Origin of the sequence: Aeromonas sp. Y318-3 (genome assembly GCF_027706185.1) — a bacterium.
Lineage (GTDB): Bacteria > Pseudomonadota > Gammaproteobacteria > Enterobacterales > Aeromonadaceae > Aeromonas > Aeromonas veronii.
This window is the reverse complement of record NZ_JAPDCN010000004.1, coordinates 197,746-220,855: the sequence shown is the minus strand read 5'-3', so window position 1 is coordinate 220,855 and position 23,110 is coordinate 197,746. Positions and strand designations below refer to the sequence as shown.

At 58.1% G+C, this 23,110-nt stretch carries 19 protein-coding genes; 11 read left to right on the top strand and 8 right to left on the bottom strand.

Annotation, left to right across the window (positions count from 1 at the left end; translation table 11 throughout):
* Window positions 1–354 precede the first annotated feature (354 nt).
* The 4 genes from OKB77_RS07660 to OKB77_RS07645 all read left to right on the top strand — a co-directional run bounded on the left by OKB77_RS07660 (window position 355) and on the right by OKB77_RS07645 (window position 3,732).
* On the top strand, window positions 355–1,548 hold the full coding sequence (locus OKB77_RS07660) for an aromatic amino acid transport family protein (RefSeq protein ID WP_270817327.1): 1,194 nt from the start codon (window positions 355–357) through the stop codon (window positions 1,546–1,548).
* A gap of 458 nt (window positions 1,549–2,006) precedes the next feature.
* The gene (locus OKB77_RS07655; RefSeq protein ID WP_270817326.1) at window positions 2,007–2,360 is read left to right on the top strand and encodes a hypothetical protein; all 354 of its coding nucleotides are present in this window, start codon (window positions 2,007–2,009) and stop codon (window positions 2,358–2,360) included.
* Between the two features lie 218 nt (window positions 2,361–2,578).
* Window positions 2,579–2,965, top strand: coding sequence for an MAPEG family protein (locus tag OKB77_RS07650; protein ID WP_150389130.1), 387 nt, complete (start codon window positions 2,579–2,581; stop codon window positions 2,963–2,965).
* 116 nt (window positions 2,966–3,081) lie between these two features.
* Window positions 3,082–3,732 (top strand): hypothetical protein, encoded by a 651-nt coding sequence (locus tag OKB77_RS07645; protein WP_150389131.1) that lies wholly within the window; start codon window positions 3,082–3,084, stop codon window positions 3,730–3,732.
* Window positions 3,733–3,851: 119 nt separating this feature from the next.
* On the opposite strand, the gene OKB77_RS07640 is transcribed toward OKB77_RS07645, so the two are convergent.
* Window positions 3,852–5,252: a DEAD/DEAH box helicase gene (locus OKB77_RS07640; RefSeq protein ID WP_005333194.1), complete on the bottom strand. Its 1,401-nt coding sequence runs from the start codon at window positions 5,250–5,252 to the stop codon at window positions 3,852–3,854.
* Window positions 5,253–5,600: 348 nt separating this feature from the next.
* Here OKB77_RS07640 and OKB77_RS07635 point away from each other — a divergent pair, with 348 nt between their 5' ends.
* The gene (locus tag OKB77_RS07635; protein ID WP_270817325.1) at window positions 5,601–6,431 is read left to right on the top strand and encodes a substrate-binding periplasmic protein; all 831 of its coding nucleotides are present in this window, start codon (window positions 5,601–5,603) and stop codon (window positions 6,429–6,431) included.
* Window positions 6,432–6,542: 111 nt separating this feature from the next.
* On the opposite strand, the gene aroC is transcribed toward OKB77_RS07635, so the two are convergent.
* Window positions 6,543–7,631 carry a chorismate synthase gene (gene aroC, locus OKB77_RS07630; RefSeq protein WP_139494710.1) on the bottom strand — a complete coding sequence of 363 codons (1,089 nt, stop codon included), beginning with the start codon at window positions 7,629–7,631 and terminating at the stop codon, window positions 6,543–6,545.
* Window positions 7,632–7,643: 12 nt separating this feature from the next.
* Window positions 7,644–8,579, bottom strand: a complete 936-nt coding sequence (gene prmB, locus OKB77_RS07625; RefSeq protein ID WP_005360393.1) for a 50S ribosomal protein L3 N(5)-glutamine methyltransferase — start codon at window positions 8,577–8,579, stop codon at window positions 7,644–7,646.
* Window positions 8,580–8,661: 82 nt separating this feature from the next.
* Between prmB and smrB the strand changes: the two genes are divergently transcribed.
* Both smrB and OKB77_RS07615 read left to right on the top strand, forming a co-directional pair.
* Window positions 8,662–9,186, top strand: coding sequence for an endonuclease SmrB (gene smrB / locus OKB77_RS07620; RefSeq protein WP_005333198.1), 525 nt, complete (start codon window positions 8,662–8,664; stop codon window positions 9,184–9,186).
* Window positions 9,187–9,243: 57 nt separating this feature from the next.
* Window positions 9,244–10,539: a sensor domain-containing diguanylate cyclase gene (locus tag OKB77_RS07615; protein ID WP_199415851.1), complete on the top strand. Its 1,296-nt coding sequence runs from the start codon at window positions 9,244–9,246 to the stop codon at window positions 10,537–10,539.
* Window positions 10,540–10,672: 133 nt separating this feature from the next.
* Here the strand turns inward: OKB77_RS07615 and OKB77_RS07610 are convergent, their stop codons facing one another.
* From OKB77_RS07610 to OKB77_RS07600, 3 genes are all read right to left on the bottom strand, one after another.
* Complete coding sequence (locus tag OKB77_RS07610; RefSeq protein ID WP_199428558.1) at window positions 10,673–11,281, bottom strand: histidine phosphatase family protein; 609 nt, start codon at window positions 11,279–11,281, stop codon at window positions 10,673–10,675.
* Between the two features lie 592 nt (window positions 11,282–11,873).
* Complete coding sequence (locus tag OKB77_RS07605) at window positions 11,874–13,337, bottom strand: chitinase (protein ID WP_265776396.1); 1,464 nt, start codon at window positions 13,335–13,337, stop codon at window positions 11,874–11,876.
* A gap of 308 nt (window positions 13,338–13,645) precedes the next feature.
* Entirely contained in the window at window positions 13,646–14,866 is a 1,221-nt protein-coding gene (locus OKB77_RS07600; protein WP_199428212.1) for a methyltransferase, read from the bottom strand.
* A 183-nt stretch (window positions 14,867–15,049) separates the two neighbouring features.
* On the opposite strand from OKB77_RS07600, the gene OKB77_RS07595 reads away from it, so the two are divergent.
* Window positions 15,050–15,628 (top strand): PhnA domain-containing protein, encoded by a 579-nt coding sequence (locus OKB77_RS07595; protein WP_162506318.1) that lies wholly within the window; start codon window positions 15,050–15,052, stop codon window positions 15,626–15,628.
* A gap of 203 nt (window positions 15,629–15,831) precedes the next feature.
* Here the strand turns inward: OKB77_RS07595 and OKB77_RS07590 are convergent, their stop codons facing one another.
* Window positions 15,832–17,358, bottom strand: coding sequence for a fumarate hydratase (locus OKB77_RS07590; RefSeq protein ID WP_005351759.1), 1,527 nt, complete (start codon window positions 17,356–17,358; stop codon window positions 15,832–15,834).
* 294 nt (window positions 17,359–17,652) lie between these two features.
* Between OKB77_RS07590 and pabB the strand changes: the two genes are divergently transcribed.
* The 3 genes from pabB (at window position 17,653) to OKB77_RS07575 (ending at window position 21,060) form a co-directional block, all read left to right on the top strand.
* The gene (gene pabB, locus OKB77_RS07585) at window positions 17,653–18,936 is read left to right on the top strand and encodes an aminodeoxychorismate synthase component I (protein WP_270817359.1); all 1,284 of its coding nucleotides are present in this window, start codon (window positions 17,653–17,655) and stop codon (window positions 18,934–18,936) included.
* 42 nt (window positions 18,937–18,978) lie between these two features.
* On the top strand, window positions 18,979–19,545 hold the full coding sequence (locus OKB77_RS07580; RefSeq protein WP_111900929.1) for a CoA pyrophosphatase: 567 nt from the start codon (window positions 18,979–18,981) through the stop codon (window positions 19,543–19,545).
* A 216-nt stretch (window positions 19,546–19,761) separates the two neighbouring features.
* Window positions 19,762–21,060, top strand: coding sequence for a serine/threonine transporter (locus OKB77_RS07575; RefSeq protein ID WP_106843342.1), 1,299 nt, complete (start codon window positions 19,762–19,764; stop codon window positions 21,058–21,060).
* A 593-nt stretch (window positions 21,061–21,653) separates the two neighbouring features.
* Here OKB77_RS07575 and sstT read toward each other — a convergent pair.
* Window positions 21,654–22,904 carry a serine/threonine transporter SstT gene (sstT, locus tag OKB77_RS07570; protein WP_265776410.1) on the bottom strand — a complete coding sequence of 417 codons (1,251 nt, stop codon included), beginning with the start codon at window positions 22,902–22,904 and terminating at the stop codon, window positions 21,654–21,656.
* Between the last annotated feature and the right edge of the window lie 206 nt (window positions 22,905–23,110).

Sequence of the window (23,110 nt, the reverse complement as noted above, 5' to 3'; positions counted from 1 at the left end):
CCCTTATCCGTACTGTTGCCACTTGGCTGATCTGTATCAATGAGCCCCTGCCAGTCATTTTTTCGGTGCTTTTTTCTGCAATTAGCCATCACTGTCATCATTTATTTCCACTTATTGCCACAAGCCAGCACAAGATCCGTATAAAAGGGGTTGTTTCCGCTATTTTGATCCGCTAACGTGGCAACCATCTTTTACAACTGACAGGTTTTAGGTACAGATGTTCCCGTTCCGATATTGCTAGCCTCCGGCCCTATCACCGGAGGCTCGTTCTGATAACGCCAATCGGCCCCTCTTGTTGACGTCACTGCTGACACCGCCTGTTTGCACTGACACCGCTACGTTCGGATGGATAACATGAATACCAAAACCTTGGGTTGTACCCTGTTGATTGCCGGCACCACCATAGGCGCCGGAATGCTGGCCCTGCCGCTGGCCTCCTCCTCCCTCGGCGGCCCCGCCACCCTGATGTTGATGGTCGGCCTCTGGGCCCTGATGGCCTTCACCGCCATGCTGCAAGTAGAGGCAAGCCTCAACACCGGCAAATGGTACCTGCACCAGCTGGCGGACCATCTGCTCGGCCCCTGGGGCAAGCGCATCGCCTCCTTCTGTATCCTGATGTTGTTCTACTCGCTGGCCTCCGCCTACATCAGCGGCGGTAGCAGCCTGCTGGCACAGGCGCTGGCCGATGCAGGCATGACCCTCAGCCAGGAGCAGGCCGCCTGGGCCTTTACCCTGCTGTTTGGCGGCATGGTCTGTGTCGGCACCCGCTCGGTGGATTACCTCAACCGGCTGATGTTCACCGTCAAACTGGTGATTATGGTGGTGGTGCTGGCGTTGCTGCTGCCCCGCACCGAAGGGCAGCATCTACTTTCGATGCCGCTGGGTCAGGGCCTGTTGCTGGCGGGCCTGCCGGTTATCTTCACCTCGTTCGGCTTTCACGGCTCCATTCCGAGTGTGATGCTCTACCTTGGTGACTGCCCAAAACAGCTGCGTCGGGTCTTTGTCTGGGGCTCAGCCCTGCCGCTGATCCTCTACGTGCTGTGGCAGGTGGCGATCCTCGGTCTGCTCGGCCAGCAAGCCCTGCTGCAAACAGGCGGCGCGCTGGACAGCCTGCTGGCCAACGTCGGCAAGCTGGTGAGCTGGCCTGCGTTTAATCAGGCGATGCACCTGTTTGCCGATCTGGCACTCGCCACATCCTTCCTCGGGGTGACGCTGGGGCTGTTCGACTTTATGGCCAAGGTGACCCGCCGCGAGGACAACTGGCAGGGCCGCACCCAGACCGGCCTCATCACCTTTGTGCCGCCATTGCTGTTTGCCCTCTACTTCCCGCAGGGCTTTATCATGGCCCTCGGATACGCTGCCATTGCGCTGGCGATCCTCGCGGTACTGCTGCCGGTAGCGCTGGTATGGCAGAGCCGCAAACAGGCGCCAGCCCACCACTACCGCGCCCCGGGTGGCGTAGTGGCGCTGGGTGTGGCCGCCGCCATGGGCGTACTGATTGTTGGCGTACAGATCAGCGTCAGCCTTGGAATGCTGCCAGCGCTGTAATCCCCGATACTGAATGCCCCAGATAGCCAAGCCCCGCCAATTAACTTGGCGGGGCTTTTTGTTGGAAAAGAAATCAAGTTGGATACAGGCATCCGCCATTAACTAAGAGAACGCCCCTTACCAAACAAACACCCAAACCTTCAGCTATATACCGACCTTTTTACTACCCAATCCTGAATAATCAGTTCAAAAACCGTTCATGCCCCTTCGCTACACTGCCCGCTCGTTTATCGCTATCAGGAGTCTTAAAACAATGATGTTGCACCTCAAGAAGAGCACCCCTTGCCCTCGTCCTGCTTGCCGCCAGCGGCGCACTTAGCGCCGCCGAAATCGCCAACAACAATATTACCGAGGCGGAGATCAAGGCCGCGCAGGATGGTTGGGGCGCGGCGCTTATCAAGATCAGCGATGACTATCGCGCCGGTGGGATTGAGCGCGCCAAGGCGACCGCCGAGTCGGTGCTCGATAGTGCTTATGGCTACCAGCAGGGGCCGGTGCTGTTCAAACCCACCCTGGCCGGTGGCGAGCAGACCTTTCGCACCAACCGCGAGGGGGCGCTGGCCTACTTTGTCGGCAACAACAGCGCCTACCCCACCGACAAAGGGTTCGCCCTGAAAAACTGGCAGAGCTATCGCTATGACAATGCCGCCGTCTATATCAACGGCGACATGGCGCTGACCATGGGCAAGGTGCATCTGGTAGATCGCGACAACAAAGAAACTACAGTCGACAAGACCTGGGGTTTCAAGAAGGGGGATGATGGCAAGGTGCGTATCGTGCTGCACCACTCCTCCCTCCCTTACGAGGGGTAATGACGGGGCGCAGCCCACCATCAACACGGTCAAAATACAGCCCTGCCACCTCGGCAGGGCTGTTTGTTTTGCGCCTGCGCTTGGCAGATGGCAAGTGAGTGGATGACGGTCGTGCTAAAGCAGTTTGCTGCTACCCTCAAGGCAAGCCATTGAGATGCCGAGCAATATCGCGTCTCAACACCAGCTACTCGATATCATCACACAAGGAGCCAGATACCATGACCATACTGCCTGTTTACGCGGCCCTGCTCGCCCTGCTGTTTGTGTTGCTGAGCATTCGAACCATTCGCACCCGCCATAGCCGCAAGGTGGCGCTGGGGCATGGGGATGACCCCGCCATGTTGCGCGCCATGCGGGTACACGCCAACTTTGCCGAGTATGTCCCCCTCGCCCTGCTGCTCATCTATTTCGTTGAAACCGGCAGCCATGCCCCCTGGCTGGTTCATTTGCTGGGGATTGCCTTGCTGCTTGGCCGCCTCTGCCATGCATTTGGCATGAGCCGCACGCCGGAGAACTTCCGTTATCGGGTGGCGGGAATGGGGCTGACCTTCACTGTGATCCTGGTGAGCGCGGCCCATATCCTGATCACGGCGCTGCTCCCCTGACCCGGCCGTCACGAATAGCTGGCGAAACGGTCTGGCAGCCATCCCTATCGGCTATTCTTCACTGCACAGATAGTCGCAACAGTGCTGCTTAAACAAGCCCGATTCAGGAGTGCGATATGAAGTGGATTGGCTGGTTACTGCTTGTCGGGCTGACTCCCGTTGCCCACGCAACCCCGCTAAAGCTGGCGGCTGCGGTCGAACACACTGCGATATTGCGCCCTTTTATTCATGACTGGTTTGGCCGAGCCGGCATCGACTTTCAGTTGATCCCCTGCACTTATGCCCGCTGCGAAAAGTTGATTGAGGCAGACCATGCCGTCGATGGCGATATGGCCAGGATCAAGGGCTTTGATCAGACCTATCCCCACTTGCTGCAGATCGGTGCCCCCATCTCGGAGGCGGCGATTTATGGTCAGCCAAGGGATAACCCGAGCTGGCCCCCTACCGAGGGTACCGTGATTGGCTGCCTGCGCGGCATCCAGTGGTGCGAACGCTTCCTCGGCAACTATCAGGTCATCTGGTTGAACGATGAGAAGCAAGGGCTTGCCCAACTGCATCGAGGCAAAGTGGACTGGCTCATCAAGATGCGCCCTGCCTCTCAACCTGCACTGGCGTCCCCCTGGCAGAAGATCACCAAAGAGCAGGTCTTTCTCTATCTCGATAAAAAGCACCGGGCGGAAATTGCAGCCCTGCTCAAGGTACAGCTGGCGTTTATCAATAACGGCCGCTGGCTGGCGATGCAAAAGCAGTACCTCTCCGCCATCTAGCGTTGCTCTCGCTGCACCACACAGAGCCGATTGTATGGCTGAAAAAACAAAAAGCCCTGCCAGATTGGCAGGGCTTTTTCAGTCAACCGCATAGCTGGGGAGTCAAACTCCCGAGCCGCTTACTGGTTGTGAGTAGAGCGACGTGGACGACGGGCCTGAGCCGGTTTGCCAGCGCCATCAGCCGGACGCTGACCACCTTGCGGCTTGGGCTTGCCACCGTTACCGGTACGTGCACCACCCGCATTGCCATTGGAGGCGGAACGACCGGCACCTTGACGCTGGCCTTGACCTTGCGGACGCGGCGCACGGCGCTGCTCGCTCGGATCGCGGGGCTCTTTGCGCAGCGGCGCACCGATACCACGGGCGATGTTGTCGAGGGTCTCGCGGGAGGCTTCAAAACCGGCCACCTGCTCGCAGGGGATGTTCTGCTTGGTCAGACGCTCGATCGCCTTGATAAGCTTGCCTTCATCGGCAGCCACCAGCGAGATGGCGTGACCGGCAGCACCGGCACGGCCGGTACGACCGATGCGGTGAACGTAATCTTCCGCCACGTTCGGCAGCTCGAAGTTGACTACCTGCGGCAACTTGTCGATGTCCAGACCACGGGCGGCGATGTCGGTCGCCACCAGCACCTTGACGCTACCATCCTTGAAGCCGGCCAGCGCACGAGTACGGGCACCCTGGCTCTTGTTGCCGTGGATGGCGGCGGCGCTGACGCCGTTCTTATCAAGGGTTTCGGCAACGCGGTTGGCCATGTGCTTGGTACGGGTGAACACCAGTACCTGCTGCCAGTTGTTGCTGGTGACCAGATGGCTCAGCAGCGCGATCTTGTTGGCCTTGTCGCACGGATGCACCAGCTGCTCGATACGCTCGGCAGTGCTGTTGCGCGGGGCGACTTCGATCACCGCCGGGTTATCCAGCAGACCGGTGGCCAGTTCGCGGATCTCGTCGGCGAAGGTGGCGGAGAAGAGCAGGTTCTGGCGCTTCTTCGGCATCAGGGCCAGGATGCGGCGGATGTCGCGGATAAAGCCCATGTCGAGCATGCGGTCCGCTTCGTCCAGTACCAGGATCTCCACTTCGTCGAACTTGACGGCGTTCTGGTTGTAAAGATCCATCAGGCGGCCGGGACAGGCCACCAGCACGTCCAGACCACGGCGAGTCGCCATCATCTGCGGATTGATGCTGACGCCGCCGAACACGACGTGGCTGCGCATCGGCAGGTGTTTGCCGTAGTTACGCACGCTCTCGCCCACTTGGGCGGCCAGCTCGCGAGTCGGGGTCAGCACCAGCGCACGAATGCGGTTCGGAGAAACCTTGCGCTTGCTCTCCATCAGACGTTGCAGCATCGGCAGGGTAAAGCCTGCGGTCTTGCCGGTCCCTGTTTGGGCCGCCGCCATCAGATCGCGGCCAGCCAAAACGGCAGGGATCGCTTGCTGCTGAATGGGAGACGGGGTGTCGTAGCCTTGTTCGGCAACGGCACGCAACAAGGGTTCGGCCAGACCGAGGGAAGTAAAACTCATAGTTACCTGCTAGAGATAGGGGCGCCGGGGATTTGTGGTGGGGCTCCTCTGCTGAGCCGATGCCATCTCACAAGATCTGGGCCTATTGAGAAAACAACGATTTCCCCGGGGAGCAGAGCAAAGGGGAAAGAATAGAGGCGCAGTCTAACGGAGTTGCCCGGGATAAACGAGAAAAATGTGATGTTCCTCCCAGCACGAACAGAAAATCCCCCTCCTGCCCCCCGAATAATCCCGTTGATTGATGTAACACGCACCACACTATTAACTGGCAACACAATATCAGCCCTCGCAGGCATGACTCGCGGGGCAAAAGCACGGGATAGAAGAACACAATAACGAGGTTTAGCTATGACCACGCCATATCGTCCCCGCGGCAGCTGGCAGGCAAGGATTGGCCTGCTGCTTCTGCTGCTAAGCCCTATGCTGCAGGCCAGTCAGACCCTGACCGTGGCCTGGAGTCACTGGCCCCCCTTCAGCCAAATCAACAACCGGGGTGAGCTGGATGGGCTGGATGTCAGCCTGACCCGCCAGATCCTCACCCAGGCGGGCTTTGCCCCCAAGTTTCGCGAGCTTCCCTGGGCGCGGGCACTGCATCTGGTAGAACACGATCAGCTGGATGTGGCGATGGCTGCCCTCCCTCTGCCGGAGCGCCAGAGCTATGCCCGCTTCTCGACCCCCTACCGCCAGAGTGCCTATGTGCTGCTGAGCAATGACCCGATTCCCGGCCATCAGGATCGCTGGGCGCAGCTCGATAATCTGCCCGCGTTGTGCAACGAGAAAGGGCTCAAGATAGGCAAGTTGCGCGGCACTCGCCCCATGCATCAGATGGATAGCTGCCCGGCGCTTAAAATGGCGACCGAATACAACGCCGATGATCGGATGATCGATCTGCTGCTGGCTCGCCGCCTCGATGGCATCATCATGGAGTGGCAATATGCTCGCTACCGGCTGGCCCAGCTGGGGGCCGAAGAGTTTATCAGCTGCCAACTGTTGCTACACCACCAGCCGGTCAGCTTGATGTTTGCCAAAAACAGCGTGAGCGAAGAACAGATCCTCAAAGTCAACGAGGCCATTCATGCCTTGCCCAAACCCCACAACAAGTTCTCGCCCCCAAGGTGTCGCCTCAATGCCGATCCGGGCGCCGCGGATCTGTTGACCCGCACCCTCCGCAAGCATTGACGGGATAAGCCGCCACCTGAAATAGCAAAGGCGACCCGAAGGTCGCCTTTTTGGTATTGTCGAACTTGATCTCCTGACTGATGGTGATCAGTCGATAAGCAGCAAAAGCGATCAGCGCAGCTGCGGCGTCTGGGTCAACACCCCCTGATTCTGGGCACGATGGCGCAGCAGGTGATCCATCAATACCAGCGCCAGCATGGCTTCGGCGATGGGCACGGCGCGAATGCCGACACAAGGATCGTGACGACCCTTGGTGATCATCTCGATTGCCTCGCCTTCGGTATTGATGGTCTTGCCCGGCACAGTGATGCTGGAAGTCGGTTTGAGCGCCATGCTCACCACAATATCCTGACCCGACGAAATGCCGCCCAGAATGCCGCCCGCATGGTTGCTGGCAAAGCCCGCCGGGGTCATCTCGTCGCGATGCTCGGAACCTTTTTGCTCCACCACGGCGAAGCCGTCACCGATCTCCACCCCTTTCACCGCATTGATGCCCATCATGGCGTGGGCAATGTCGGCGTCGAGGCGATCAAATACCGGCTCACCGAGACCCACCGGCACATTGCGCGCAATGACCTGCACCTTGGCACCGATACTGTTGCCCTCTTTTTTCAGGTCACGCATGTATTGATCGAGCTCTTCCAACTTGCCCGCATCGGGGAAGAAGAAGGGATTCTGCTCAATCTGCGCCGCGTCAAACGCCTCGGCCTTGATGGGGCCGAGCTGGGAGAGAAAACCGGTGATCTCGATGCCGTGCACCTGTTTCAGGTACTTCTTGGCGATCGCCCCCGCCGCTACCCGCATCGCGGTCTCGCGTGCCGAGGAGCGACCACCGCCGCGATAGTCCCGCTGACCATACTTCTGGTGGTAGGTGTAGTCAGCATGGCCCGGGCGGAACAGATCCTTGATGTCGGAGTAATCCTTGGAGCGCTGATCGGTATTCTCGATGAGCAGCCCGATGGAGGTACCGGTGGTCTTGCCCTCGAACACCCCGGAGAGGATCTTCACCTCGTCCGGCTCGCGGCGCGGCGTGGTGTAGCGGGAAGTGCCCGGCTTGCGCCGATCCAGATCCCCCTGCAGATCCGCTTCGCTTATCTCCAGCCCAGGCGGGCAGCCATCAACCACGGCGCCCAGCGCCAGGCCGTGACTCTCGCCAAAGGTGGTGACCCGAAAGAGTTGACCAAAACTGTTCCCTGCCATGCGCGCTCCTGCTTAGTTCTTGTAGATGGCGAAATGATCCTGATACTGCACCAGCTCGTCACGGGTCATCACAAAGACGCCGTGGCCGCCGTTTTCGAATTCAACCCAGGTAAAGGGGATCTCGGGGAACTGGGCTTCCAGATGGATCATGCTGTTGCCCACTTCGACCACCAGCACGCCGTTATCCTTGAGGAAATCTGCCGCATGGGCCAGCAAACGCTTGGTCAGCTTGAGACCATCGGAGCCGGACGCCAGCGCCAGCTCGGGCTCGTGACGGAACTCGTCCGGCAGATCCGACATATCTTCGGAGTCCACATAGGGCGGATTGGAGACGATGAGATCGTACTTGTCGCCCGCCGGCAGATCGCGGAACAGATCGGAGCGGATCGGAATGACCTGCTGCTCCAGCCCGTGATCGTTGATATTGCGCTCGGCCACGTTCAGCGCATCGATGCTGATGTCGATGGCATCCACTTCCGCTTCCGGGAACTCGTGGGCCATGATGATGGCGATACAGCCGGAGCCGGTGCACAGGTCCATGATCCGGGTCGGTTCATGTTTGAGGAAGGGCGCGAAACGGTTGGCCACCATCTCGGCAATGGGGGAACGGGGAATGAGCACCCGCTCGTCCACGTAGAACTCCCAACCGGCATACCAGGCCTTGTTGGTCAGATAGGCGGCCGGTACCCGCTCCTGTACGCGGCGGATAATCAGCTCGGCGATACGGTGACGCTCGCTGCTGGTGAGACGGGAGTGGCGCATGGCCGGGTCTACATCCGGTGGCAGATGTAACGCGGGCAGTACCAGCTGCACAGCTTCATCCCAGGCGTTGTCGGTTCCATGACCGTAAAAAATCCCGGCGTCGTTGAAACGACTCATGGCCCAACGCAACATGTCCTGGATGGTGTGCATCTCGGCAACCACCTCATCGATAAATATCTTGTCCAAATCCACCTCCAAGTCGAGTAATATCCGGCCCGAGCCCCGTTTACGTTGCGGGCAAGACGCATACCTAATACATGAGCATCTGATGAAAAAAACGCCCTCACCGACAGACGAGGAAACCCTGCTGTTCCGCGATGCGATAAAAGGTACCCGGAAAATCAAGCAAGATACCATAAGGGCCGAGTTACGCCCGGTCAAGCAGAAACGCGAATTGCGCGAAACCCGCGAAAAGCTTGGGGTTGACCACTATTTCAGCGATGAGTATCAGCCCCATCTCGACGATGATGGGCCGACCCGTTACGTGCGGGAAGATGTGTCAAAATTTGAGCTGAAAAAGCTCAAGCGGGGGATTTATCCGCCGGAGATCTACCTGGATCTGCACGGCATGAACCAGCAGCAGGCAAAACAGGAGCTGGCGGCCCTGCTCACCCTCTGCCAAAAAGAGAACATTCACGTCGCCTCGGTGATGCACGGCATCGGCAAACATATTCTCAAGCAGCGCATTCCCAGCTGGCTAGCCCAGCACCCCAATGTGCGCGCCTTCCATCAGGCCCCCCGCGAATGGGGCGGCGACAGCGCCATTCTGGTCTTGCTGGATATCGAAGAGTAGTTAGCCAAACGACCACACTATACTGAATATCAATATGTTATTCGCCGTGGAGGTCGCATGTTTACACAGGGTTCCCATGCCGACATAAAGTCATCTCTCGACGCCATCGGCGCTGCCGTGGCGGTGTTCAGCCTCGACAAGGATGATCACTTTGTGCTGGTCTCTGCCAACGATACCTTTGCCAAGGCGTTCGAGCTGGATGTCCTTGGCAGCATTGGCAAACAGTTGAGCGAGATGTTTCCCCGCTACATCACCAATACCATCGAGCCGCCAATGCACGAATGTGTGCGCATGCAGACCGGGCTCGAGAGCGAGCTGCCCATCGACAGCCTGTCGCGCACGAGTTGGTGGCGCTTTATTCTCTCCCCAATCATCCCCGAGCAGGCACGGATCAACCGGATCATCGTCACCGCCATCGACATCACCGCCAAGATGCAGCTGGAAGAGGCGCTCACCACCAGTCGCCGCCGCTTCGAGGCAGTGGTCAACTCCGCCTATGACGGCATCATCAGTGTCAGCAGCGAATCGCGCATCGAGCTTATCAATACCGCCGCTTGCGAGATGTTCGGCATCGACGAGAGCTATCTCGGCAAGCGGCTGGAAACCCTGCTTCCCCAGCGTTTTCGCGCCAATCACGAAACCTATTTCAAAGCCTTCAGCAGCTCCCCCATCAATTCGCGCCCAATGCATGCTCGCGCCTCGGTGATGGGTCTGCGCCGAGACGGCAGCGAATTTCCGCTGGAGGTGACCATCGCCAAGATCAATTTGGGCCCGACCACCGAGATGACCGCCATCTTGCGGGATATCTCGGAGCGAGCCCGACTGGTGGAGGAGTTGAAGGTCGCGGCTACCACGGATCCCCTCACCGGCATTGCCAACCGGCGCCGCTTCAACGAGCTGGTCAACGCCGAGATGCAGCGCTGCCAGCGTTTCGGCCATACCATGAGCCTGCTGCTGATCGATATCGACCACTTCAAGGAAGTAAACGATACCTTTGGCCATCAACAGGGAGATTTGGCGATCCTGAGTCTGGTGAAACGGATCAGCAAACAGCTGCGTGAGGTGGACATGCTGGGTCGCTGGGGTGGCGAAGAGTTTATCGTGCTGCTGCCGGAAACCTCCCTCGAGCTCGCCTGGGCCAGCGCCGAGCGGATCAGGCTAGCCATCGAATCCCAGCACCATGCACTGGACGGGGCTCTTGAGATCTCCCTCACCATCAGTATCGGTATCAGTGCCAGCAAGGGCAGCCATGACACTGTAGAGAAGATGGTTAGACGAGCCGACACCGCCCTCTATCTGGCCAAGAAACAGGGACGCAACTGCTGCCGCAAAGAGGAACCGGAGCCGACCTGATGGCGCGCGCCCCTGCCCTCTGGTGACACTGCTAACCTGTGCCTGCAGAGATAACCAACCGCAGCGAACACAATAAAGCAGCGCGACTCTCTTCAGTAGCACTGCTTTTTTCGTTCTGCCTTTGGTGCACTTTTCAATCACCACCATCAAGAGGACGGCTAAAGCGCAGTGGGCCGCCATCAGCCTGAGATAGCCTCACCGACAGCATGCCGCCGTTGGGCAATTGCCATTCGAAGAAGTCATCAAAACCGGCAATCGTTACGGCGCGGATCACCTTGGCGACCACACCGTGCGCCACCAGCAATATCCGCTCCCCTTGCATGGTCGAAGCAAGTTCCGTGAGTCCCAGTGAGACCCGGGCAATCACCTCATCAATGGTTTCACCACCGGGAGGAGCTTCAGCCCAGCGCCGGGTGATATTGCGCGCCCACAGTTCGGGATAGCGATCCCTTGCTTCTGCCTGCGTCAGCCCTTCAAACAGGCCGACATCCCTCTCACGAAAGGCTGACACAAGCTCCACAGGCAATCCCAACTGGCGAGACAAGATGGCAGCACTCTCCCTTGTTCGCAGCAGAGGGGACGCCAGCAGCCGATCGAACGGGGCCTGAGTGGCCGCTACCTCGTCAGCCAATCGGGCAATGTGCCTCTGGCCACTCTCATTAAGCCCGATATCCAGTGCACCCTGATACCGTCCTTCCGCATTGGCTTGCGTCTCGCCATGGCGGATCACCACCAGTTCCATGGTGCACTCCTCTTTCCTGCTATCTGCTTAGTGATTAAACCGCATACGACTTCCCATTCGGATAACGAGACGACAATCCCCATTCATCTGCGCACCTTAACAACTATTTTAAATCGAGCAAGATTACCTCGCTCGCAGTATAAAACATCCGCCGAACTACATACTCTCATCCGTAAACAAATAGATACATACGACTTTTACATCCAATATGTTCATTTTTCTCTCTGTGAAATAAATGTCGCCAAGGTGATACCATGCATTGATAGATGGGAAGAATAGACACACTCATCATAAATACGAGAAGGATGGCATCATGGGTGTGCTCTGCGAACCCATCGTTTAGCAAAACATCACTCAACGCTTTTTAATATTGCTGCGTAGCAAGGTTAAAACATTAAATCCAGCCATCAATAAAATTTAATATGGATCGTTTACGTCACTTTAAATGGAAAAGAAAAGCTGGCTGACAAATACAGTTCCCCCTCCAGATTGACGGTTCTTTTTTTAATCGCTGCACATATTGCCCCCTGCGCAAAAAATATATTAAAAGGGGGCTGAGCCCCCTCTCCTTATCAATGGATGGACTGTCTCTTTATTGGGTCGTCACCAACGCCCAGGGGCCACCTTTGGCGGGATCATCCCCTTGCGTCCACCATTTTGCCTGATAGACGGCGCCCTTGTAGCTCACCTTGCTGCCAGCGGTATAGACCTTGCTGGCATCCCAGGCAGGCTGACCATCAACCGGCGGGTCAACCGGATCGACCGGGGCGGGATCGAGCTTGGCGACGATCCGCACTTTCGGCCAGTTGGCGTGGGAGCCGTAGAAGTTGGTCACGCACTTCTCGTAATCACCCGGCACCAGCGCAGAATAAGCGGTCTGAAAGCCCACCAGCTCGCACTCGAAGGAGTAACCGCCCGGGCGATCCGGATAGTACTTCCAGTTGCCATCCCAGTTGGTGTAGAGCACGTCGGTAGCACCGTTGAGATTGAGGCTGCCATAGGGAGTCTGCTGCCAGCAGGTGTTCTTCTCATCCGCCTTGATCGGGATCTGGTAGTGGTTGGCCAGCCCTTCCCAGTAGCGGATGCGATTGACAGGCTGCCCCTTGTCCTTGTTCTGTTCACCACACTCGATACCGCCGTTGATGACGTTGATGGTGGTACCGAAGCCATAGCCGATACCGGCGTCAGCTTCCCGTTTGGAGGGTACCCAGGTACGATCAATCACGTGTAGCATGGCCGGTTTCGGGGCCTGCGGGGTGAGGAAAAACCAGATGGCAGAAGCGAGGTTAAGCCAGGAGTCCGCCACCAGACCCGGGTTGTTGAGCAGCACGGAGGCATCGCCATCAAACATCGCCTCGGAGAAGGCGCCGTAGTTAAAGTGGTAAGAAAGCTGCTTGGCGCCGCGGCCGAAGTACCCCTGACCCGTGCTGCATGGCCACTTCTTGTTCTGCCAGTCGTTCTGGCCGCAGCCTGTGGTGTAGCCGGTCTGTCCCTCTGACCAGCCCATCTCCCGCACATGCACCAGCGCCTGCTGCCACTCCTCCAACCCCAGCGGGTTATCGGAGACGTACTCCTTGGCAATATGGCCACCGGTCTCCTGAGAGAAGTGCGCAAAGGCCGTCACAATGGATTTTTTACAGATCGCATCAGAATCACGCCCGTCAGTATACTCACCACAGAACGCAGGGAATTTACCGATGGCTCGCAAGAAGCGGACATAAGTATATTCCGGCGCTGCCATCTGGGTTAAATATTCCCATTCAGATTGGGGAAATACTCGTTCAACCCGTTTTACGTTGTCAGGATTGCTTGCCAGACCCGGTTCAATGGCATCGACTATTTTATTGGATCGGGTCGCCAATGCCTTGGCCCATATTGCATACATGGGATTAGCCGTCTTGGCTTTTTCCATGGCGGCCAGATCCGGGGCCGCAATCACATATCCTCCCGCATTTTGCGGGTCGGGTTGAATATTCATGGCTGCACTCATTGCGGCATAGCTTGGCAATGCGCAGGCGGCAGCGATCAGCCAGGCACAACGCTTGGGTTTGAACATGTTTATCGTCCTTGTTTGAATTAATGCGTTCCAAGAGTAGGTGTTTCAACAACTAAATTCACGATGAGAATTAAGAAATAAGCAGAATTTGTGAGCCATTTCACCTTGTGATGTTCAGTGCAGCTGAAACAAAGAAAAGGAACCCAAACGAAAACACCAGAGCGTGATCTGTCGCCCATTTTTAGAACAGTTGAGACGGCCAGGTGACCAGCCATACGGTCATTGTTCGTGATGAAAAAAAATGGCTGGCAGGCTCAACCTGTCAGCCATCATCAATGTTCAAGAAAAATGCTCAAAATAGCCGGATGTCAGGCACGCACGGCACGGATCAGGATATTGCGCGGGGTCATGGGTTTGGCACAGAACTCCCCCACTTCGACCCGATAGCCCTGCTCTTGCAAAAAGAGCGCGCGATCCAGCGCCAGCCAGATCTCGAGGGGACGGCGAAACAGGTGGCGCACCAGTTCCATGCGGGCGACATCACCAAAGCGGCGCTCCCCGTGTTCCAACCAGGCGGGGTAGTCCAGCCCGGCGGGCAGCACAATCCCTTTGCGTTCAGCAGCCCAAACGCAGAATGCCTCAAACGTGCCGGTCAACAGGCTCTTTTGCATATTGGGCACCGGCAGATACTCATCCACACCGCGCACCTGACGCTGCAGGCAGTCAAACCCGAGCCGCCACACCACTTCCTGCTCACGCAGGCGGGCGATCCGCGCACCGCCAGTCACCGTCTCCTGTAGCGGCAACTTGAGATCCGCCTTGCTCAACACCAGCTCGCTGGCATTGGCCGCGGCCGACAGCGGGCGATAGTGGCTGCTGCGGATCAGGTGGTAACAACAGGGAGAGATGGTCACTCCGCGGGCACCGCGCTCGGCCACCCGCTCCAGCAGATGTGTGTGCAGCTCGCCGCAGGCATGGAGTGCCATGGCATGATGTTCGGGGGCGATCAGCACCGCCGACTCGGGGGCAAAGGCATCGGCGCAGGTAAAGGTCATATTGGCGCCATCCCGCTCGGCCAGCAGCCGACCTTCGTCACAAAGCTGCCCTTGCAACTCCAGACTGAGGATCGGAGCCTGTCGATGAAGTGACACCAGCCGCCCAAGATGCCCCTTGCCGGCACACCACTCCAGATAGGGGCCCTGATGGGCCGGCAGACAGGCGGTGAACGACTCGATCTGGGCCTGCTTGCGCCCCGGCATATGCAGCGCCATCTCCTTGCTGCAAGTGATGGGCTCAGGGGTAAACGGGGCAAGCTGGCTGAGTTGCTGCAGCTCGGCGCCCTCGGCAATCCAGGGGGCAAGAAGACTGCTGAGTGCATCCATATCCGCATCGAGCTCTGCCAACTGGCCGAGCGTCAGCCCATTGAGCAACGCCGCCAGTTCGGGCGCCTCATCGGCAAAGGCCATGGTCAGATGATGATATGGCTGATATTGCCACCAGCGTCGGTAGCAGGTGAGCAGTCGATCCAGTTGTTGAAAACGTTGAGCCAGCACGAATGCCCCTGCCTTGCAGTCAAAAAGGAGGCTCATTCTAGCGATCCCGCTTCAAATTGCACTCTCAATACCAAACGATCAGCGCCGCGCAACAGCACCGCCGACCCTGCGACCCAGGGCAGACCTGACAAAGTGCGGGGTTTTATGCTATATTCCGCCCCCTCTTTCACGCGCCCCGCCCAACGCGGGACGCTTTACACTATCTATGGGACCAACAACATGACCATCAACGCCATTCTGCAAGCGCGCGCGGGCGCCAAGTGTGAACTGTGCAGCGCCGAGCAGGCGCTGACCGCCTTCGTGGTGCCTCACTCCCCCGCCAACGACGATGATCACAGCGTTGCTATCTGTGACACCTGCCGTGGTCAGCTGGAACAACCGGATACTCTGGTGGTCAACCACTGGCGTTGCCTGAGCGACAGCATGTGGAGCCAGGTGCCTGCGGTGCAGGTGATGGCATGGCGTCAGCTGAAAGCACTCTCCGGCAAGGGTGAAGTGTGGGCTCAGGATCTGCTGGACATGATGTACATGGAAGACGAAGCCAAGGCCTGGGCTGAAGCTGGTATTGCTGACGAAGATGACGACAGCGTACCGACCGTTGACTCCAACGGCGCCGTGCTGCAAGAGGGCGACTCAGTCACCCTGATCAAGGATCTGGACGTGAAAGGCGCCGGTTTCACCGCCAAGCGCGGCACCCTGGTCAAGGGCATCCGTCTGACCAACAACCCGCTTCATATCGAAGGCAAAGTCAACGGCGTGCAGATCGTACTGGTTGCCGCCTACCTGAAAAAGGCCTAAGCCAAGGGCGATTGCTCGGCTGTCTACTGCCAGAGCACAAGTACGACGAAAAAGGATGGCGTCACGCCATCCTTTTTTATACCCGCTTGCCGCAAACGGCCAACCTGAGCCCATAACAAGCCAGCCAAAGCAAAAAGGCACATCCGGATGGACGCGCCTTGTTTACATAGCCGATGCCGTTAACCGGCAGCGGAAACGGTCACTCAGGAGGAGAGTTTGCCATCCAGCTCTGCAATCTTGGCAGACCAGTAGGCCGGGCCGGTTTCGTGGATATTGTTGCCTTCGGAGTCGACCGCAACAGTCACCGGCATATCTTCCACTTCAAACTCGTAGATCGCTTCCATACCGAGATCGGCAAAGGCCACCACGCGCGCCTTCTTGATAGCCTTGGCAACCAGATAGGCGGCGCCGCCCACCGCCATCAGATAGACGGCCTTGTGCTGCTTAATGCTCTCGACGGTTTTCGGGCCGCGTTCGGATTTGCCGATCATGCCGATCAGGCCGGTTTCACCCAGCATCATGTCGGTGAACTTGTCCATCCGGGTGGAGGTGGTGGGGCCAGCCGGGCCAACCACTTCGTCGCGCACCGCATCAACCGGGCCAACGTAATAGATGAAGCGGTTGGTGAAATCGACCCCTTCAGGCAGCCCTTCGCCATTTTTCAGCATGTCGGCGATACGCTTGTGGGCGGCGTCGCGACCGGTGAGGATCTTGCCGGAGAGCAGCACGGTATCACCGCTCTTCCAGCTGGCCAGTTCGGCCTTGGTGATGCCATCGACGTTGACGCGGCGCACGTTGCCACCCGCTTCACGGGTGATCTCCGGCCAGTCGCTCAGTTTCGGCGGGGTCAGCTCGGCGGGCCCTGAGCCATCCAGCTCGAAGTGAACGTGACGGGTGGCGGCGCAGTTGGGGATCATCACCACCGGCTTGGAGGCGGCATGAGTCGGCGCAGATTTCACCTTCACATCCAGCACGGTAGTGAGGCCGCCCAGACCCTGGGCACCGATCCCCAGCTTGTTGACCTTGTCGTAGAGCTCGACCCGCAGCTTCTCTTCGGTGGTTTGCGGGCCACGGGCGATCAGCTCCTGAATGTCGATGTGCTCCATCAGGGCCTCTTTGGCCAGCACCGCCGCTTTCTCGGCGGTACCGCCGATGCCGATGCCCAGCATGCCGGGGGGGCACCAGCCTGCGCCCATGGTCGGCACGGTTTTCAGCACCCACTCGACGATATCGTCAGAAGGGTTGAGCATCACCATCTTGGATTTGTTCTCGGAGCCGCCGCCTTTGGCCGCGATGCTCACTTCCACCTTGTTGCCGGGGATCATGTCGATATGGACCACGGCAGGGGCGTTGTCTTTGGTGTTTTTGCGACTGCCGGCCGGATCGGCCAGCACCGAGGCGCGCAGCGGGTTGTCAGGATTGGTGTAGGCACGACGGGTTCCTTCGTCCACCATCTCCTGCACTGTCATGTCGCTGTCCCACTGGACCTGCATGCCAATTTTGACGAAACAGGTCACGATGCCGGTGTCCTGGCAGAGCGGACGATGACCTTCGGCGGACATGCGGGAGTTGATCAAGATCTGGGCCAGCGCATCTTTGGCGGCCGGGTTGGCCTCACGGTCATACGCCGCTTTGGCAGCCTGAACAAAATCCAACGGGTGGTAATAGGAGATGTACTGGAGGGCATCTGCGATAGAATCGATGAAATCCTGTTTTTTTATAATGCTCATATCATCCTCACTGGTCCTTGTCTCTGCCACAGAGCAGGGCAAGGGCTTCCATATGATGGGCCGTGCTGACGTGCTGGCTAAAAACTATCAACCAGCAAAAAACGAACGACACGGCAGTTTTTTCTTAAGTCACCGACACCTATGATACGCTTGCCCACCAGCACCGACTAGGGTTCGGGAACCAAACTGTTGCCTGTGTAACATAAAATGACGCCAACACTTCATATCCATCATCTAGACCATAGTGCTGAACTCCATCAGCTTTTTGCCCGCCTGCAACATCAGCCGTGGGCCATGTTGCTGGAGTCGGCGGGGCCACTCGGTGCCGATAACGGCTTTGATATCATCACTGCCGATCCGCTGGCGACCCTCGAAACCCGTGGCGAGGTGACCACTCTGCGTGTCGGAGCGAATATCAGCCAACACCACGAAGATCCCCTCGCCCTGCTGGCCCATACCCAGCAACAGCTGCTGGGGGAGCTGGATCTGTGTGCCACTCACCTACCCTTTATTGGCGGCGCCCTCAGCCTGTTTGGCTATGATCTCGGCCGCCGCTTCGAGCGACTGCCAGTGCAGGCCGCCGCCGATATCGCGGTGCCAGACATGGCGGTGGGTATCTACGACTGGGCGCTGCTGCGCAATGTGGCAACCGGCGACTGGCAACTGGTGCACTGGGGGGATGAAGCGGGACTTGCCAACCGGCTGGCCTGGCTTGAGCAACAACAGGCCAAACCGGCCCCCGCTTTTGCCTTGCAGGGGTCGTGGCAGAGCAATATGAGCCGCGCCGAGTATGGCGAAAAGTTTGCCCGCATTCAGGAATACCTTGCCGCGGGGGATTGCTACCAGATCAACCTGACCCAGCGTTTCAGCGCCCCCTATCAGGGGGATGAGTGGCAGGCCTATTGTCTTCTGGCAACCGCCAACAAGGCCCCCTTCTCAGCCTTTATCCGTCTGCCGGAGAGCGCGCTGCTGAGCCTCTCCCCCGAGCGGTTTCTGCTGCTCGATGGCCGTCATATCGAAACCAAACCCATCAAGGGCACTCGCCCTCGCCACCCCGATCCGGTGACCGATCGGCAAGTCGCGCGGGAGCTGGCGCAAGCCGACAAGGACAGATCAGAGAATCTGATGATCGTTGATCTGCTGCGCAACGACATCGGTCGGGTCAGCCGGCCGGGCTCGGTCAGCGTGCCTCATCTCTTTGCGGTGGAGTCGTTTCCGGCGGTACATCATCTGGTCTCCACCATCCATGGTGAGCTGGATGCACGCTGGCAAGGGGTTGATCTACTGCGGGCCTGTTTCCCGGGTGGCTCCATCACTGGCGCCCCCAAGATCCGCGCTATGGAGATCATCGAAGAGCTGGAGCCCCAGCGCCGCAACGCCTATTGCGGCAGCATCGGCTATCTCAGCCAGCATGGCCGGATGGACACCAGCATCTGCATTCGCACTTTGATCGCCGAAGCGGGTCACCTGCACTGCTGGGCCGGTGGCGGCATCATCGCCGACTCCGACGCCGACAGCGAATATCAGGAGACCTATGACAAAGTCGCCCGCATCCTTCCGCCCCTCTCGGCGCTGTAACCCTCCCCACCATCAAGGCAACACACAGGAGAGCTCCCCGCCATGGATCGCCACGAACTGCTGACCCGCTTCCAGTTGCAGCGACCCGCCCCGGCCCATCGCCTCGCCATTGGCGGGCTCAGTCCGGCTGCGGTATTGATCCCGGTGGTGATGCGCAATGAGGGGCTCAGCGTGTTACTGACCCGGCGCAGCCCACGGCTGCGTCATCATGGGGGGCAGATCAGCTTCCCCGGCGGGCGACAGGATCCCGGCGACGAAAACCTCATTGCCACGGCGCTGCGGGAGACCGAAGAGGAGCTCGGCATTCCGGCCCGGCTGATCGAGGTGATCGGCACCCTCAACCCGCTCAATACGGTGTCACGATTCGAGGTACTGCCGGTGCTGGGGCTGCTCGATGGCAACTATCCCCTCATCCTGAGTCCGGATGAGGTGGATCACGCCTTCGAAGTGCCGCTGACCCATCTGCTGGATCGACGCAACCACATCCCCCTGACCCTTTCCAGAGGAGGGAAAGCACACACCATCTACTGGATCCCCTGGCAACAGCACTTTATCTGGGGGGCTACCGCCAGCATGATCAACCAACTAGCCCAGCATCTCGCAAAATAACAATTTACCTACATTTGGCTGAGCGAGATTTAATCATTAACACTAAAATAACGTGTCAATTGATAAACAATAATTGAATTTTTCTTGTTTTGATCACATTTCCATAAGAAAGTGCGGTTTTTCGTGCCGTAAAGATGAATTTGATCAACATTTTTGATTAGAAAAACCGTATCCTTGCGCCGACTTAATAAGAACCACACATTCGGGGTGAGATAGATGTCAAACACAGTCACTGGCACGCAGGGAGTTGCGGCGTCAACAGAGCAAGGGATCCGCTCTACTCAAACCACTCGTTGGGAAAAACGCGACTCTACCTGGGTCATCAGTCTGTTCGGGACCGCGGTTGGCGCGGGGATCCTGTTCCTGCCGATCAACGCGGGTATGGGCGGTTTCTGGCCGCTGGTCGTCATGGCGCTGCTGGTAGGTCCCATGACCTATCTGGCCCACCGTGGTCTGGCCCGCTTCGTGCTCTCCTCCAAAAAGCCAAACGCAGACATCACCGAAGTGGTGGAAGAACACTTTGGCGTGGGTGCCGGTAAATTAATCACCCTGCTCTACTTCTTCGCCATCTACCCCATCGTGCTGATCTACGGCGTGGGCATCACCAACACCGTGGAAAGCTTCATGGTCAACCAGCTGCAGATGAGTGCCCCGCCGCGCTGGATCCTCTCCATCGTGCTTATCATGGGCATGATGTCGGTGATGCTGGCCGGTGAAAAGCTGATGCTGAAAGTGACCGAGCTGCTGGTTTATCCGCTGATCGCCATTCTGGCCGGAATCTCTTTGTACCTCATTCCAGACTGGACCGGCGCGGCGCTGGAGCAAGTGCCCTCTGCCAAGGATTTCGCCACTACCCTGTGGCTGACCATCCCGGTACTGGTCTTCTCCTTCAACCACAGCCCGGCTATCTCCAGCTTCTCTCTGGCCCAGCGCCGCGACCACGGTGATCAGGCTGTCGAGAAGGCCGATGCCATCCTCAAGCGTACCGCCATGGTGCTGCTGGGCTTCGTGATGTTCTTCGTCTTCTCCTGCGTCATGAGCCTGACACCGGCCCAGCTGGCAGAAGCCAAGGCCCAGAACATCGCCGTGCTCTCCTATCTGGCCAACCAGCATGCCAGCCCCATCATCTCTTACTTCGGTCCGTTGGTTGCGTTCGTAGCCATCGTCTCCTCCTTCTTCGGCCACTATCTGGGTGCCCGTGAAGGTCTGAAAGGGATGATCGTGCAGAACATGCGCAAGTCCGGCAAAGAGCCGAACGCCAAGAAAGTCGAGATGTTCATCATCGCCTTCTTCATCCTGACCCTGTGGGGCACTGCCATTGCCAACCCTTCCATCCTGGGCATGATTGAATCCTTGGGCGGCCCGATCATCGCTACCATCCTGTTCATCATGCCGATGTACGCCATCAAGCGCGTACCGGCCATGGCAAAATATCAGGGCCATATCAGCAACGTCTTCGTTGCAACCATGGGCATGATCGCCATCTCCGCCATCCTCTATCAGCTGGTTGGTTAATTCCCTACCTGCTGCTGATAGCAAAAAGCCAGCCGAACAGTCGGCTGGCTTTTTTATCTCTGCAATCTGTGTCTCCGCAATTGCCCTGCTCCCTCCTTATTACTCCCTTTGTTGGATATCTGCATGCTCACCAGCGCCATGGCAGAGCACTTCGGATATCAACATGACGCCCCCCTGCCCGCAGCTCAATATCGCCAACACGTTTACTCCCTCTCACCAAACCATGATGGCGTGTCTGATAGGACGGGCTCATCTGCCGCAGCCAGCTATCTTCGTTCTTCTGTGATGCTGTGATGCTGTGATGCTGTGATGCTGTGATGCTGTGATGCTGTGATGCTGTGATTGTCTTGAAGGTCTGGGGTAAGCCATAGCAATCGGCTGTTAGCAGAGCAGGCAAAAATGTGTAGCGCACAACAGAAGGAGGAAGCACAACTCAAAGGGATAAAGATAAGGCAGCGCCCTGGACAAGGGCGACAGAATGTCTGGCACATCAGCCAATGAGATTGCTCAAAGAGGAAAAGAGAGCAAAGCCGACAATAAAAAGCGCCCTCCGAAGAGGGCGCAAGTGTGTTGCGAAACTGACCGTTGCGAGATCAGGCTTCGCGGCTCGGTACAGGAGCCACATCCAGCAAGGTTTCATCTTCAGCCATGCAAGCTGCGGCGGTGAACAGCACGTCGGTGGAGCTGTTCAGCGCTGTCTCGGCAGAATCCTGCAGCACGCCGATGATAAAGCCGACTGCTACCACCTGCATGGCGATGTCATTGCTGATGCCAAACAGGCTACAGGCCAGCGGGATCAGCAGCAAGGAGCCGCCCGCCACACCGGAAGCGCCACAGGCACTGATGGTGGCGACCACGGAGAGCAGAATGGCCGTTGCCATGTCCACTTCCATCCCCAGGGTATGTACCGCCGCCATGGAGAGTACAGTGATGGTGATGGCCGCCCCTGCCATGTTGATGGTGGCACCCAGCGGGATGGAGACCGCGTAGGTATCTTTGGGCAGGCGCAGTTTTTCACACAGCGCCATGTTGACCGGAATGTTGGCGGCAGAGCTGCGGGTAAAGAAGGCGGTCACGCCACTCTCTTTGAGGCAGGTCAGCACCAGCGGATAGGGGTTGCGCTTGATCTTCCAGAAGACGATCAGCGGGTTGACCACGAAGGCGATAAACAGCATGCAGCCGATCAGCACCACCAGCAGTTGGGCATAGCCAAACAGGGCATCGAAGCCGGTCTCTGCCAGAGTGGAGGCAACCAGACCCAGGATCCCGAGCGGAGCACAGCGGATCACCGCTTTCACGATGGCGGAGACACCGTGAGACAGATCAGTGATCAGCGCCTTGGTGCTCTCGTTGGCATGGCGCATGGCGATGCCCAGACCGATGGCCCACGCCAGGATCCCGATATAGTTGGCATCCATCAGCGCCTTGACCGGGTTGGTCACCACGTTGAACAGCAGGGTCTGCAGCACCTCGGTGATCCCGCCTGGCGGGGTGATCTCGGCAGTATTGGCCACCAGATGGAGGTTGGAGGGGAACAGGAAGCTGGCAATCACCGCGACCACGGCCGCAGAGAAGGTACCAAACAGGTAGAGAGCCAGCAGCGGGCGAATATTGGTCTTCTGACCCTGCTTGTGACCAATGATGGCCGCCATCACCAGTACGAATACCAGCAGCGGGGCTACCGCTTTCAGTGCACCAACGAACAGATTGCCAAGCAGACCTGCCGTTTTCGCCCACTCGGGCGCAAACAGTGCCAGCAAGATACCGAATACCAGACCAACCAGGATCTGGCTGACCAGGCTGGTGCTATTGACCAGCCGAAGGAGGGGGTGTTGTTGTGTCATCAAAAAAGTCCCTAAGCACCGTAGTGCATGAATCATGAGTCCTGTCTGCAACCACTCATCGGGAGACCCCTGTCGCCCGGATGTGGTGTCTGTGGCCAGCCTTCTGTCGGGCCGATCCGCCAGTCACCGGATTGCATGACGGAATATCCCATTCACCATCTTTTTTTTCCAGAGACTCACCAAAAAATATCCCGTTTCCATCACAA